At 60.3% G+C, this 13,962-nt stretch carries 13 protein-coding genes and 1 pseudogene; 6 read left to right on the top strand and 8 right to left on the bottom strand.

Going from position 1 to position 13,962, the window contains the following annotated elements:
• Nucleotides 1-4 precede the first annotated feature (4 nt).
• From K5E40_RS29975 to K5E40_RS29955, 5 genes are all read right to left on the bottom strand, one after another.
• On the bottom strand, nucleotides 5-847 hold the full coding sequence (locus K5E40_RS29975) for an NAD-dependent protein deacetylase (RefSeq protein ID WP_221733815.1): 843 nt from the start codon (nucleotides 845-847) through the stop codon (nucleotides 5-7).
• Nucleotides 848-902: 55 nt separating this feature from the next.
• Entirely contained in the window at nucleotides 903-1,949 is a 1,047-nt protein-coding gene (locus K5E40_RS29970; RefSeq protein WP_221733814.1) for a class I SAM-dependent methyltransferase, read from the bottom strand.
• Nucleotides 1,950-2,163: 214 nt separating this feature from the next.
• Nucleotides 2,164-3,210, bottom strand: a complete 1,047-nt coding sequence (locus K5E40_RS29965) for an NAD(P)/FAD-dependent oxidoreductase (RefSeq protein ID WP_221733813.1) — start codon at nucleotides 3,208-3,210, stop codon at nucleotides 2,164-2,166.
• The gene (locus tag K5E40_RS29960) at nucleotides 3,197-5,380 is read right to left on the bottom strand and encodes a hypothetical protein (protein WP_221733812.1); all 2,184 of its coding nucleotides are present in this window, start codon (nucleotides 5,378-5,380) and stop codon (nucleotides 3,197-3,199) included. Before K5E40_RS29960 ends, K5E40_RS29965 begins: the two co-directional genes overlap by 14 nt.
• 156 nt (nucleotides 5,381-5,536) lie before the next feature.
• Nucleotides 5,537-5,707 (bottom strand): hypothetical protein, encoded by a 171-nt coding sequence (locus K5E40_RS29955; protein ID WP_260456148.1) that lies wholly within the window; start codon nucleotides 5,705-5,707, stop codon nucleotides 5,537-5,539.
• A 237-nt stretch (nucleotides 5,708-5,944) separates the two neighbouring features.
• Here K5E40_RS29955 and K5E40_RS29950 point away from each other — a divergent pair, with 237 nt between their 5' ends.
• Nucleotides 5,945-6,217, top strand: a complete 273-nt coding sequence (locus K5E40_RS29950) for a DUF4242 domain-containing protein (protein ID WP_221733811.1) — start codon at nucleotides 5,945-5,947, stop codon at nucleotides 6,215-6,217.
• A 33-nt stretch (nucleotides 6,218-6,250) separates the two neighbouring features.
• Entirely contained in the window at nucleotides 6,251-7,063 is an 813-nt protein-coding gene (locus tag K5E40_RS29945; protein ID WP_221733810.1) for a class I SAM-dependent methyltransferase, read from the top strand.
• Nucleotides 7,064-7,185: 122 nt separating this feature from the next.
• On the opposite strand, the gene pcsA is transcribed toward K5E40_RS29945, so the two are convergent.
• Nucleotides 7,186-7,908: a phosphatidylcholine synthase gene (gene pcsA, locus K5E40_RS29940; protein ID WP_221733809.1), complete on the bottom strand. Its 723-nt coding sequence runs from the start codon at nucleotides 7,906-7,908 to the stop codon at nucleotides 7,186-7,188.
• 258 nt (nucleotides 7,909-8,166) lie between these two features.
• Here pcsA and K5E40_RS29935 point away from each other — a divergent pair, with 258 nt between their 5' ends.
• Nucleotides 8,167-8,940, top strand: a complete 774-nt coding sequence (locus tag K5E40_RS29935) for a tellurite resistance TerB family protein (RefSeq protein WP_221733808.1) — start codon at nucleotides 8,167-8,169, stop codon at nucleotides 8,938-8,940.
• A 71-nt stretch (nucleotides 8,941-9,011) separates the two neighbouring features.
• Here K5E40_RS29935 and K5E40_RS29930 read toward each other — a convergent pair whose 3' ends face one another.
• Nucleotides 9,012-9,413, bottom strand: a complete 402-nt coding sequence (locus K5E40_RS29930) for a hypothetical protein (RefSeq protein ID WP_221733807.1) — start codon at nucleotides 9,411-9,413, stop codon at nucleotides 9,012-9,014.
• Nucleotides 9,414-9,493: 80 nt separating this feature from the next.
• Nucleotides 9,494-9,808: a DUF2388 domain-containing protein gene (locus K5E40_RS29925; RefSeq protein WP_221733806.1), complete on the bottom strand. Its 315-nt coding sequence runs from the start codon at nucleotides 9,806-9,808 to the stop codon at nucleotides 9,494-9,496.
• 197 nt (nucleotides 9,809-10,005) lie between these two features.
• Between K5E40_RS29925 and K5E40_RS35805 the strand changes: the two are divergent.
• The 3 genes and pseudogenes from K5E40_RS35805 to mqo all read left to right on the top strand — a co-directional run.
• Nucleotides 10,006-10,785: pseudogene (locus K5E40_RS35805) on the top strand (HAMP domain-containing protein); the annotation flags it as partial.
• Nucleotides 10,777-11,640: a methyl-accepting chemotaxis protein gene (locus K5E40_RS35800; protein ID WP_401138981.1), complete on the top strand. Its 864-nt coding sequence runs from the start codon at nucleotides 10,777-10,779 to the stop codon at nucleotides 11,638-11,640. The pseudogene K5E40_RS35805 and the gene K5E40_RS35800, both read left to right, overlap by 9 nt.
• Before the next feature lie 517 nt (nucleotides 11,641-12,157).
• The gene (gene mqo, locus K5E40_RS29915) at nucleotides 12,158-13,807 is read left to right on the top strand and encodes a malate dehydrogenase (quinone) (protein WP_221733804.1); all 1,650 of its coding nucleotides are present in this window, start codon (nucleotides 12,158-12,160) and stop codon (nucleotides 13,805-13,807) included.
• The last annotated feature ends 155 nt before the right edge of the window (nucleotides 13,808-13,962 follow it).

The following is a 13,962-nucleotide window of genomic DNA, read 5'->3' as shown; positions in this document are numbered from 1 at the left end:
GTGTTCAGGTGGTCAGGCGCTGTGTCAGTAGGGGCAAAAGTTGCTCGCACGACCCTTCAACCTTCAGATCCAGTAATTCATCCGCCCGGGTCTTGCCCAGGTTGATCGCCAGCAAGGGCTTGCCGCGATCCGCGATGACCCGGCACAGGCGAAACGCCGAATAGGCCATCAACGAAGAACCCACCACGAGCATTCCTGCCGCATTTTGCGCCGCTGTCATGGCCCGTTCCGCCGTGTGTTGCGCGACGTTCTCACCGAAAAACACCACGTCCGGTTTCATCCGCTCTCCTGCGCAATGAGGGCATAGCGGTACCTGAAAACGTGCTTCGAACGCCGGGTCGAGCAGGGTATCGCCGTCCGGCGCCTGCACCGCATCGACGCCGGCCAGGTACGGGTTGTGCATTTCCATCAACCGCTGTATCGCATCGCGCTCACTTCGCTGTCCGCAATCCAGGCACAGCACCCGATGCAAACTGCCGTGCAATTCGATGACGTCAGGACTGCCGGCCTGATCGTGCAAGGTGTCGACATTCTGCGTAATCAAGCCGCTGATTCGCCCCTGCGCCTGCAAATGGGCCAGCGCTTCGTGCGCCGCATTCGGTCGCGCCTGGCGCACACGCGGCCAGCCGAGCATCGCCCGCGCCCAATAGCGGCGGCGTGATTCTGGGGCGGCGAGAAACTCCTGATACATCATCGGCTGCCGTCCACGGCGCACACCGTCGCTGTCGCGGTAATCCGGGATACCCGACGGCGTGCTGATGCCGGCGCCGGTCAATACCAGAAAGTCGCCTTCGGCCATCGCTTGTTGCAGCGTGTCGAAGTGTTCGCGGATCGGGCTGTCGAGCATGGTCAGCGCTCCGGGGGAGGACGGTGCCAGCAGGTTAGCACGCGATCGGCACGGCTTACTTGCGCGCCTCCAGAATCAGGTTGAACGGCGTTTGCGTCGCTCGCCGGAACCGCTTGAAGCCAGCCTCGGCAAACACTTTGCGCAGACGCACTTCACCGGCCTGCGCACCGAGGCCCAGGCCAACCTCTTGGGACAGGGAGTTGGGGGTGCAAATGAACGTCGATGCGGCATAAAACAAACGCCCGACCGCGTTGATGTTCTCGTCCAGCGTGTCATTGGCAAACGGTTCGACCAGTAACACCGTGCCGTCGTCGTTCAACGCGTCGTAGGCATGGCGTGCGGCGCCGACCGGGTCGCCCATGTCGTGCAGGCAGTCGAAATAGCAGATCAGGTCGTAGTCATTGCCAGGGTAACTTTTTGCCGAGCCCTCGAAGAATTTCGCCCGGCTGCTGACACCTCCTTCTTCGGCGCGTTGGGAGGCGACGGTGATCGACGGTGCGTGATAGTCGTAGCCGACGAAGCGCGAATTGGGAAAAGCCTGAGCCATGATCACCGTCGAGGCGCCGTGGCCGCAGCCGATGTCGGCGACTTTCGCACCGGTCTCGAGTTTGGGTACCACCCCATCCAGGGCCGGCAACCATTCGGCGATCAAGTGACCTTTATAGCCGGGGCGGAAAAAGCGTTCCGTGCCGGTGAACATGCACGGATGATGATCACCCCAGGGCAGGGCGCCGTTACTGCGCATGGCTTTGACCAGTTTGTCCTTGTCATGGAAAAACGACGCTACCACCCCGAGGCCGCCAGCGATGTACACCGGCGAGTCTTCGACGGCCAGCGCCTGGGCCTGTTCTTCCGGTAAGCGGAACTGGCCGTCGTGGTGCTCCATGTAGCCGGAGGCGGCGTGCGCGCTGAGCCATTCGCGTACCAGGCGCGGGTTGCAGCGGGTTTTTGTGGCGAGGGTTTCGGGGCTGATCGGCTGACTGTCGGCCATCGCCCGGTAGAGCCCGAGTTCTTCGCCGACGATGACATTGGCCAGCATCGCCGCGCCGCCCATGTCGTTGACCAGTTTGCCCATGAAGTCGTTGAGTCGGGCCTCGTCCATCAGGTGTGCTCCTGAAACAGGATCACTGTCCGGCGGCGTTGAGGGTCGAGGCATGCGCCACCGGGCGGTGGTCATGGAAACGGGCAGGGCACGGCCTGAGTCCTGCGTCCCCCTCGACTGGGTACTGTTTGAGTCTAGCTGCGTTTGCGAGACTGACACTGAACAAATAGGTCGATTAATGGTGTGGTGAGGGCAGTGGCCGACGTTGCCTGATTCAGGTCTCGGTCAACCACCGGGGAGGGTAGGGGTGTTGGCGGTAGAAATGGCGGAGTTGTTCACTGTCACGCTCGAACCAATGGTTCAGCCATTGGCAATATTGCGTTGGCGCCGATGCTTGCAACGCCGGTTGGCGAAGGCAATCGAACACGGCTTGCGCTGCCTGCATGCCCGTCATCAAGGCTTTGAGCACGCCATGTGAAGATGCCGGATCGAGCACGCTGGCGGCATCGCCCACCATGAAATATCCGGTACCGGCCACTGCCGTGCTGATCCGCCAGGTCACGTCGGCGCCGCGTATCGGGCCGCGTGATGGCAGTGTTCGCAGTGCCTCGGGGAGCATTCGGTCAACGTCTTTTCGTGGGGCTGAAGGTGGTGTTTCGAAGTCCAGGTGTGTCCAGTGCAGCAGTTGTTTCTGGACTTGCGCAATCCATGTCCAGCCTGTGGCATGGGCCAGCAAGTGCGGGGCGGTTTCATAAGGCGCGATACAGCCTTGCAGATAGCCGTAGCGAGCCACCATTGGCGGTGAACACACTTGGGTTTTGAGGTGGAGCTGGCGATTCAACCAACTCGCCGCCCCGCTGGCATCGATCAGGCAGGAGGTAAAAAACTGCCCGTGAGTGGTAGTCAGCCCAACGACGCGATTGTCCTGTTTGAGAACGTGTCGGGCCTGACATGGTTGGTGCACAGTCACCCCGAGGCCTTCGGCCTGGCGCAACAATGTCGCATCCAATTGCGCCCTGGCTATTTGAAAACCCCGCCATGCACCGTGTTCATCGCTACCCAGTGCGTGGAAACGCGCCGGCCCGTTCCATTGCACCCATTGGCCGGTAAAACGCATGGCTTGCTGGTGTAACAACGGCGTACTCACGCCGAGTTGTTGCAGAAGCGGTTCAATGCCTGGGTGCAGGCTCTCACCGGGGCGAAACCTTGGGAAGCGCTGACGTTCGATCAGTGCCACACGCAAGCCGCGCTGGGCGCAACTGATCGCTGCTGCACATCCGGCAGGGCCGGCGCCGACCACCACCACATCAAAGCATTTCAACAGCAATCTGCCATGGCGTGTCTTCGCGCTTGATCAGGATTGCTTCGGCGCTGACGAGAAAGGTCACCTGTTGCTCGACCTCGACATTGCGCAACTTGAAGTCACTTTCCGGCGTCCAGACAGCGCCGCGTTCAAACATCAAGTAGCGATGAATCCAGCCGTGAAGCGTGATGCCGGTTTGCTGCTGCGCTGCGTCCACTTCGGCGTTGGGCGTTTGTACTTCGAGGAAGGACAACACCGGCCACCTGTTGCGCAGCGGTTTGTCATTGGCGGCACCGAGCACGGTGTATACCCGATACATCGACAGTACTCGGTTTTCATACGCCGATTGTGAGGTGCTGCCGGTCTGTTGCACGCAGAAGCGGTGATCGAGGGCCACTTGGGTGTAGTCGGCATGGGCGTAGGCACGGTACTGAACGATCACACGATCCTCGTGCGGTATCAGCCGGGGGCCTGGCTGGTTATCCCAGGCAATGCCACCCTCTTGGCCGATTTCCTGATCGGTCAGTGGGATAACGGTGTGCAGGCTTGAGCGCGGCTCGAAGATACGCGCCGAATCAGGCGCCAGCCCGGGCCAGAAAGAGCCCAGAGCCGCACAGATTTTGGCGTCTTCGGGAAAGGGGCTTGCCATCTGATAGCCGGCGAGGATGTTGATCCAAGCATCGTCCGCGCCACGCTGGCGAACCCAGCCTACTTCCCATCCAGGGCCGAAAACCCCGGCTGCGCCATCGGGCAGCGAGGTTGGGCGCGAGACGGCGGACGCTGTCTGGCGCGGGTGCGAAGACCCTGTTTCAGTCGGCAGGGCGACAATCGCCGTAACGCCGCGGTCCAGCGGTGAGAACACCTGATCTTTCAAGTCCAGATTGGCGCAGTAGCGGACGTTGGATAACGCCTCCAGTCGAGCGTGCCAGATATCCGGTGCGGGGAAGACGGGTTGCTCATCCGCCCAGTGCAACAGCTTGCGCTGGGTGCACAGCGGGAAAAAATCCGGAGGGCCGATCACCGAATACGCCGCCACCGTTGGCAAAAGCTTCTCGATAACCGCGCATCGCGCTCGAACCCAGCCATCCGCCGTACCGTCGTGGTAGTGCAGTGCTTGATACCCGCCCAGACGAACCCGTTCCTCCACACCTTCATGGTCGTTCAGGTCGACGATGCTGCCGTCCGCTTCGACCTTGTGACGACCATGCACCATGCCGGAGGTGTTGGGCGGCAGCAGAAAGGACAGCGGCTGCCCCTCGAACTCGACCGGCTCAACCAGTCGGGGCCTGACCTGTGGCAGCAGCAGGCCGGGTCCCAGATCCGTGGTGTTCGCCCAGTCGGCCAGCCCCTCGGTGATGACAAAGGGCGGCCGACTGATCTCGGGTTCCTGCCAACCGGTGCCGGTGTGACGCAAATGAATGTGCCGCAGTTTTTCGTTGATCTGATGGTTGTCCAGCCTCAACGTCAAATCCATGTCGGCCAGACAGTCCGGGCCATTGAATACCTTGTGCAGGGGCACCCAGAAGTCCAGCCCGGGATCGACATCTACCTGGAAGTCCATCGGCCCGAAGCGCTTGGCGTCGCCCTTGAGTTGCATGGCAATGTAGGCGCTGTAGCGCACAGGCATTACCCGGATGCCATGTGCATCTTCATGTACGGAAGGCAGAAAGCTGCGCAATCTGGCGTCATAAAGCGCGGGGTCGGTGCCCACACGGGCAATGCCCGTGCGAGAAAAGCACAGGTCTGCATGCTCGCCTTTGACGGTGTCGGCAACGCAGCGATATTCACTGGCAAACGTGACTAGCGCCAATGGCGCACCTTGAGCCCGCTGTTGCAGGTCATCGAGTGTTGGCGTGCGGATGCCGTAGACATAGTCCAGAACGCTCTCAACTTCGCCTGCGGTAGGAAAAATCTGCAGCGCTTTTCCGGTTTCGTCGAGCGTGACTTGTGGCGAGGCCAGTGCGTGATAAAGCAGGCTGCGGGCCGGTGCTGCGGCTTCAATCGCACGACTGCCGCCAGAGGAGAAATCCGCAAAGCCTGCCAGCGAGCGGTCGATAGTCAGTGGTTTGAGCAGTTCGGCGTCCAGCGGCACGGCGAGAATATCCAGGCCATGCGCCAGCATCAGCGAATGCCAGCCACCTGGCGCCAGACGTGTACACACTTGGGTGACGGATTCCAGCAGGGTCATGGTGTCTCCCGGTAAGTTTGTGCAGCCGTCATGTAACAGCAGGCGGGTGGTGTCCCGCTACTGTCAGACCTGACAGTAGCGATAACGGGTGAACCGCCTGATGTCGGCCGCTCATCACATGCAATGAGTCAACAGTCGGTGTATTGCGCCAATGGCTCAAAGGTCGCGCACCATCAGCCACTGTTCGTTGTCCCGGGCGCGAAAGCGTTCCTGCCATTGAGCAAGGGGTTGATGGGCGTATTCATAGTGAAATTGTTGATGAATCCATTCGGCATAGGCGTCGCTTTTATGCAAACAGCGAGCTAGCCAATCGAGACGCCGTGACATCGCTTCAGTCCATTGCGAAGGTGATTGCGCATCAGAAACCGATCCTTGAATGCTGGCAAGGGCGAAGGTGTTTCAACGCTTTGACAGATTTCCACCACTCATCGGCAAAGCCCCGGTTTTGCAGGCTTGCCGGACGATCGGCAAAGACGCTGCGCAGGCTCGGCGCGATAGTAGTCGAGCAGGGCTGCTGCCGGCCCTGCCAATTAATCCGAACAACAAGTAGAACGCGAGGTTGCCATGCCGAAATTCGTGATTGAACGCGAGATTCCAGGGGCCGGTAAGCTGTCGGAGCAAGAACTTAAAGCCGTGTCGCAAACGTCCTGCCAGGCGTTGCGCGAACTCGGGCCTCAGGTGCAGTGGCTGCAAAGCTATGTCACGGCCGACAAAATCTACTGCGTGTACATCGCCCCCGATGAAGCACAGGTGCGCGAGCACGCCAGACTCGGTGGATTCCCGGCCAACAGCGTGGCGCAGGTAGTGACGGTTATCGACCCGACCACCGCCGAATGATGCCGGTACTCATCTCTAGCGGAGTTCGACTGCATGAGTAGCCCGATTGATCTGACTGCTTTAAAGGAACGCCAAAAAGTCGCTTGGGCCAGTGGTGATTACGCCGTGATCGGCACGACGTTGCAAATCGTTGGCGAAAACCTCGCTGAAGCCTGCGACCTGCGCTGCGATGAAGCCGTGCTGGATGTTGCTGCCGGCAACGGCAATGCGACGCTGGCGGCGGCCCGCCGGGGCTGTCTGGTGACCTCGACCGATTACGTCGCGGCACTGCTTGAACGTGGACAGGATCGCGCCCGGGCCGAGCATCTGGACGTGACGTTTCAGGTGGCCGACGCTGAAGCATTGCCGTTCGCCGACGGCAGTTTTGCCGCGGTGCTGTCTACATTCGGGGTCATGTTCGCTCCTGATCAAGCCAAGGCTGGCGCCGAACTTGCGCGGGTCTGTTGCCGGGGCGGGCGGATCGGCCTGGCGAACTGGACGCCGGAAGGCTTCGTTGGCCAAATGTTCAAAACCCTGGGCCGCCATCTGCCACCGCCAGCGATTGCCCAGTCGCCGTCAAACTGGGGCACGGAGGCGTGGCTGCACCAGCACTTCGATGATCACGATTTTGTGGTGCAGGTGACTCGCCGAACCTTCAATTTTCGCTATCGCTCGGCGGCGCACTTCATCGACATCTTTCGCCATTGGTATGGGCCGATGCACAAAGCGTTCGCAGCGCTGCCGCCGGAAAGCTGTCAGGCGCTGGAGAGTGATCTGGCGGATTTGCTCAACCGGTCGAATCGGGCGGGGGAGGACTCGCTGGTGGTGCCGAGTGAGTATCTGGAAGTGGTCATTACCAAACGCTAGTCCGCGTTCGAGCGACTTCCCCTGTGGGAGCGTGCTTGCTCGCGAATACGGTGAACCAGTCGAAAATCTTGGGCTGACCCACCACATTCGCGGGCAAGCCCGCGCCCACCGTGTGCAATGGCTTATTTCACAGGGGATCGATCCAGCCACTCCAGCGCCGTACGCCAGATACAGATCCCCAGAAAGTAAGCCGACATCAGCAGCCACAATGCCATCACCATCGGATTGATCACCGGGTGATTGAGCACCAGTGACAGGCTGCACAGCAGCCAGATCGCCGTCACCGCAATGTTGATCGGCATGAACCGGCGTACGCGAAACGGGTGCAGGAATTTCATCCGCGTCACCGTCAGCAGCGCCAGACCGATCACCGTCACTAAGGTGATCCACGGACCGGGACCGATGATGTAAAGGCACAGAGCAACCACATTCCACGCGGCGGGGAAACCGACGAAATAGTTGTCCTTGCTCTTCATGTTGACGTTGCAGAAACAGAACAGCGACGACACCAGAATCAGCGACACCGTCAGCAGCAGCGTGTAATCGGGCAGGGGAATGTAGCGATAGATAAACAGTGCCGGAATGAAGACGTACGTCAGGTAATCGATCACCAGGTCAAGGATCGAACCGTCGAAGCTGGGCAACACTGATTGCACATTGACCTTGCGTGCCAGCGCGCCGTCGAGGCCGTCGACGATCAGCGCCACACCCAGCCACATCAGGCAATGGGTTGGCTGATTTTCCAGCAGCGCAAGGGTGGCCAGGAACGCGGTGACCACGCCGGTCGCGGTAAAACCATGGGCGCCCCAGGCCTTGAGCCTGGCAAGGTGGACGGTCGATATCACGGGGGCGTTCTCCAGAAAGTGAAGCAAGCCGGGTATCACCCTCGGGCAAAGGGCGCCGGCAAACCGGGTCGGGGTTGCAGCTATCGACCGGTCTGGCCGGGATAAGGTTCACCCTCCTTGAATCTTAGCTGGCCGCGGAAAAAATACGCAGACGAAATCTGCCAGGGTATTTGGCAGCAGCCCAACGGTGTTGGCGCAATGGCCGCAGCGGTCTATCGTTGCCAGACGCAGTCAATCCCTATGCCTGAGGACGACGTCATGAACACCAGTGATTTGCTCGAACAACTGCTGCGAGGCCAAGCCTCGGCGGGACAACAAAGGGGCACCTCGGCCGATGATGGTCTGGGTGGCCTCGGTGGGTTGCTGGGCGGTCTGCTTGGCGGCGCGGACTCCTCGGGTACCCGCGCAGGCTCAGCGTCCGGCGGGCTTGGCGGATTGGGCGGTTTGCTCGGTGGCTTGCTGGGGGGCGGTGGCGGTGGCGGTTTGGGCGGTGCATTGGGTGGCGCGCTGGGTGCAGGGGGCGGCACGCAAAGCCGTTCCGGCGGCACCCAATACGCTGCGCTGGCGTCACTGGGGATGATGGCGTACCAGGCGTATCAAGCCTGGCAACGCAGCCAGGCCAGCGCCGCGCCGTCACAAACGCCACAAACGGCCAACCTGCTCGCCGGGCCGGACATTGAAGAGCACAGCCATGCCGTGCTGCGCGCACTGATCGCGGCCGCCAAGGCTGACGGGCGCATCGACGAAGCTGAAAAACGAATGATCGGCAGCGAAATCGGCAAACACACCGATGATCCGCAATTGCAGCAATGGCTGGATGCCGAAGTCGCCAAACCACTGGATGCCGCTGAAGTGGCCCAGTCAGCGCAGGGCGATCCGGCAGTGGCCGCCGAAATGTACCTGGCCAGCGTGATGCTGGTGGACGATCAGCAAGACGCCGAACGCCGTTATCTGGACGAACTGGCAGCGGCGTTGCAGATCGATCCCGATTTGCAGGTGCACCTGGAGCAGCAGGCCAAGGGTGTGGCCTGACGCACAATCAATAGACCGCAGCCAAATCCGGTCCCGCCCAGATGCATAAACGGGGCGGCATGAAGCAATGATCAGGTGTCGCGCAGCAAGTCGTGGGCGTTGAGCAGTTCGAAAGCAATGTGCGGGTGATTTTCCAGCCCCCGGCGAATCGCCGCCGGGATTGCCTGCCGGGTCTTGCGGCACAGGCCAGGTAATTCATCGATGTGAATGGCGATGCCGCGCATGGTCCGCACTTCGTTGAAACCGGGTACGACCTCGACGCGGATACCCAGTTGCTCATACAGGCGTTGTTGCAGGTGCTTGAGGTCGGCAAGGTCTTTGAGCCTTTCCAGACGCGCGAGCAAGCGTTTTTCTTCCTCGCGGGTCAGGCGCAGGATGCGCAGGTCCGCGCCGGGCGTCTCCAGCAACGGATCGCGCCCGCAAATGCAGGCGCCGGGCGGGCAGGGTGAGCGCAACGGCGCAGAAGTCGTCATGGCCTCCATCATAGAGGCCGTCGGACAATTTTGCCTATGCGCTGTCAGGTGCCATCCATCGGCCGCTTCATCCCTGGCAGCTACTGATTCAAGCCTTCGTAATGCACCAGAATCGCGTTGGCGAGGTCTTCATCGCTGGCGTTGATGCCTGGATTGTCCTGGCGAACCTGTTGCAGTACCGACTCAAGATAAACCCCACGAATGGCCCCGCCACTGGCGACAAATGCAGACAAGTCGTCACGGGCCGGAATCACCATTTTGTGATCCTTGAAGGTCGAGTACAGCGACGCGGAGACACCTGCCGAGGTGGCGACATCACCCGCATCAACGCGGGCCAGCGCCGAACCGACGGGCAGGCACAAGAGTAAAGAAGAAATGAGGACTGACTTGCGCATGACGGTATTCCTCCACAAGCGCGAAGCAAAAGGGAAGTACTACATAGTGTGAGAGGGGCGCAGTGGGAGGGAGTTCCGTGCGGTGAACAATCCTGAGCGTTTGCCAGTGTTTTTCATCGGCCTCGTCAGTTGGCAATGTGTTGGCTGCATTCGCGCGCAAATAGGCTTAACTCAAACCCTGACGAGCGCAATTACGCGTGCCCAGGGAGGACTGGAAAGTGTCGATCAAACTGCGTTTGGTGTTGCTGATTGCGACCAGCCTGCTGACAGCCTTGATCGTGAGCCTGGTCAGTTACGTCGGCAATCTGCGAATGGCGTCGGCGGTCAGCGACAATGCCGTCAGCATGAGTGCGCTGCGTAACCACATGGAGGCCGACATGATGCACGACGCCCTGCGCGCGGATGTCTATTCGGCAATGCTGGTGGGGCTTGGCAAAAGCACCGGCACGGCGGCCGAGGTGCGCGATTCGATCAATGAGCATGCCGGGCATTTTCGTGAGGTGCTCGATGAGAACCTCAAATTGCCGATCAACCCGACCCTGCGTACCGCATTGGAGCAGGTCAAACCGAGTCTCGATACGTACATCAACGCGGGTGAGCGGATTGTCGGGTTGGCGCTCGACAGCCCGGATGCGGCGCAGCAGGAACTCGGTACGTTCAACACGGCGTTCAGTCAGCTCGAAACGCAAATGGCGGATTTAAGCGAGCTGATCGAAACCAATACCCGGCAGACCGCCGAGGGCACCGAGGCGGCGATCCGCAACGCCAATCTCGCGCTCGCAGCGGTGCTGATCGCCAGTCTGTTGTTGCTGCTGGTGCAAGGGCGCTGGGTGATGTTGAGCATCATGGCACCACTGAAATCCGCCAGCCGCATCGCCGAAAGTATTGCCCATGGCAACCTCAGCGAGCCGATTGCCGAACCAACCGGCAAGGACGAGGCCAGTGCCTTGATCCGAACGCTGGCGACCATGCAACGGGATTTACGCGACATGATTGATGTGGTGCGGCGCAACGCCCACGGCGTCAGCGGCATGAGCGAGAAGCTGAGCCACGGCTGTCATCAGGTCGCCGACAGCAGCCAGCAACAAAGTGTCGCCGCCGGGACCATGGCCGCAGCGGCCAGCCAGATGACCGCAAGCATCGAGGAAATCACTCGTCATGCCCAACGCGCACTGGGCATGGCCAATCAGGCCGAAGCCCTGGCCAAGGAGGGGGGCGGTGTGATTCATCAAGTGGTCAGTGACATGGACGACATCGCCCGCTCCGCGCAGCAGTCGGCGCAGGTCATCCGCACCCTGGATCAGGACTCCGAGGGCATCTTCAATATCATCCAAGTGATCAAGAGTATTGCCGACCAGACCAATCTGTTGGCGCTCAACGCTGCAATCGAAGCCGCTCGGGCAGGCGAACAGGGCAGGGGCTTTGCAGTGGTGGCTGACGAAGTGCGCAACCTTGCTGCCCGGACCAGCGCCTCCACCCAGGAAATCGCCACAATGGTTGCGCGCATCCAGCACAGCACCCGTGAGGCGGTCAGCAGCATGGAGGCAGGTGTGGCTCAGGTCGACAAGGGGATGGCGGTGACGGCCGATGTCGAGCGCGCGATCCGCGAGATCCTTGATGCGACGTTGAGCACCACGCAACTGGTCAACGACATAACCCGCACCATTGGTGAGCAAAGCCAGGCCAGCAATGAGATTGCCCATCAAGTGGAAATGATTGCGGGGATGTCCGAGGGCAATAGCCGGGTGATCGGGCAAACCGCCGACACCACGGATGAACTGTCGACGCTGGCGGGGCAGTTGGCGCAGTCGGTAGATCGGTTTCGGTTATGACAGTGGGGTGGAGCCCTTGCCCGTGAGGTGGCTGGACTGACGCCCTCGCGGGCAAGCCCGCTCCCACAGGGTTTTGCTGTGTCAACACGGGCGTATTCCCAACATCAACACCTGAACGCCCGCGCCCCATCCACAATCACTGGTCCTCACCGGTGTCATGTTCAGCATTTGACGGCCGATAAGTCCCTGAGCGCAAAAGACTATCAAGTCAGGAACAGACGCCCGGGTTTGCCCTGACGTGATATTCTGCGCGCCAACTTGGTTTGACCTTATTCAGTTTGCTTGCCTTTGGGCGGGCTGACGGAATCCCTGTCGCTCAAGTAGCTGAAGCCAATAATGATAAAAAGTCAGTTCAGAAGGGACATTAACTGAGGTCGATGCAGCATGTCGGCCTTGTGTGCCCACCCGTCAAAATTGAAGTGTGCCGGAATCTGCGACGCCAGCCTGAGCGTCATCAAAGCGGATCGCATGCTGATAACAGCGGCGGGCGGAAGGCGTTTTATCATAGGTGCAACAGATGTTTAAGAAAATGAACACAGCCTTGCTAGGGCTGGCTTTGTCGATGGGGCTGTCGTCCGCTCAGGCGGAAGAGGCAAAGAAAGTTGATGTGCTGTTGATCGGCGGCGGCATCATGAGCACCACTCTGGGTGTTTGGATCAACGAGTTGGAACCAAGCTGGTCGATGGAAATGGTCGAGCGTCTTGACGGCGTCGCCCTGGAAAGCTCCAACGGCTGGAACAACGCCGGTACCGGTCACTCGGCTCTGGCTGAGCTGAACTACACCCCGGAAGATGAAACCGGCAAAGTAGTGATTCCCAAAGCGGTCGAGATCAACGAAGCGTTCCAGATCTCCCGTCAGTTCTGGGCCTGGCAGGTTCAGCAAGGTGTTCTGAAGAACCCTCGTTCGTTCATCAACACCACGCCGCACATGAGCTTCGTGTGGGGCGATGACAACATCAAGTTCCTGAAAAAGCGCTACGAAGCCCTGCAAGCGAGCCCGCTGTTCGCCGGCATGCAGTACTCCGAAGACCCGGCTGTGATCAAGAAGTGGGTCCCGCTGATGATGGAAGGGCGTGACCCGAACCAGAAAATCGCGGCCACCTGGAGCCCGCTGGGTACCGACATGAACTTCGGCGAAATCACCCGCCAGTTCGCCGGTTACCTGCAGACCAAGCCTAACTTCGACTTGAAACTGTCGAGCGAAGTACAGGACATCACCAAAAACGCCGACGGCACCTGGCGTGTCAGCTACAAAAACCTGAAAGACGGCACCGAAACCGAAACCGACGCCAAGTTCGTGTTCATCGGCGCCGGCGGTGGTGCACTGCACCTGCTGCAGAAGTCGGGCATTCCAGAAGCCAAGGAGTATGGCGGCTTCCCGGTGGGTGGTTCGTTCCTCGTGACTGAAAACCCGACCATCGCCGAGCAACACTTGGCCAAGGCCTACGGTAAAGCGTCGGTTGGCTCTCCACCAATGTCCGTGCCGCACCTGGACACCCGTGTCCTGGACGGCAAACGCGTCCTGCTGTTTGGCCCGTTCGCCACCTTCAGCACCAAGTTCCTGAAAGAAGGTTCGTACCTGGACCTGCTGACCAGCACCACGACCCACAACATCTGGCCGATGACTAAGGTCGGCATCAAGGAATACCCGCTGGTCGAGTACCTTGCTGGCCAACTGATGCTGTCGGATGAAGACCGCATGAACTCGCTGAAGGAATACTTCCCGAACGCCAAAGCCGAAGACTGGCGCCTGTGGCAAGCCGGCCAACGCGTGCAAATCATCAAGCGTGATGAAGCCGCTGGCGGCGTGCTGAAACTGGGCACCGAAATCGTTGCTGCACAAGACGGCTCCATCGCCGGCCTGCTGGGCGCATCGCCAGGCGCGTCGACCGCTGCACCGATCATGCTGAGCGTGCTGCAGAAAGTCTTCAAAGACAAAGTCGCCACGCCAGAATGGCAAACCAAGCTGCACCAGATCGTTCCAAGCTACGGCACTCAGCTGAACAGCGATCCAGCCAAAGTGGCTGCAGAGTGGGCTTACACCGCCAAGATCCTCGAACTGCCGACGCCTCCAGTGATCGGTCAGGCTGTGGCTCCGGCTGCAGAGGCTGCCGCTGACAAGGCTGCTGCACCGAAGGAAAACGCTGAACGTGACATGGCTCTGTAACTAGAACCCTGACACACAAAGCCCACTGAGCCGGCGACGGTCAGTGGGCTTTTTTGTGGTGCGCCAGGCATGGCGCGTAGCGCCGTGACTGGCGCTGTTCAGCTCACTGTGGTGGTGAGCCGAACGACTTGGAGGTGAAAGTCCTCTACACACCC

Source organism: Pseudomonas baetica, assembly GCF_019733355.1.
Taxonomy (GTDB): Bacteria; Pseudomonadota; Gammaproteobacteria; order Pseudomonadales; family Pseudomonadaceae; genus Aquipseudomonas; species Aquipseudomonas baetica_A.
This window is presented reverse-complemented; position numbering and strand designations above follow the sequence as displayed.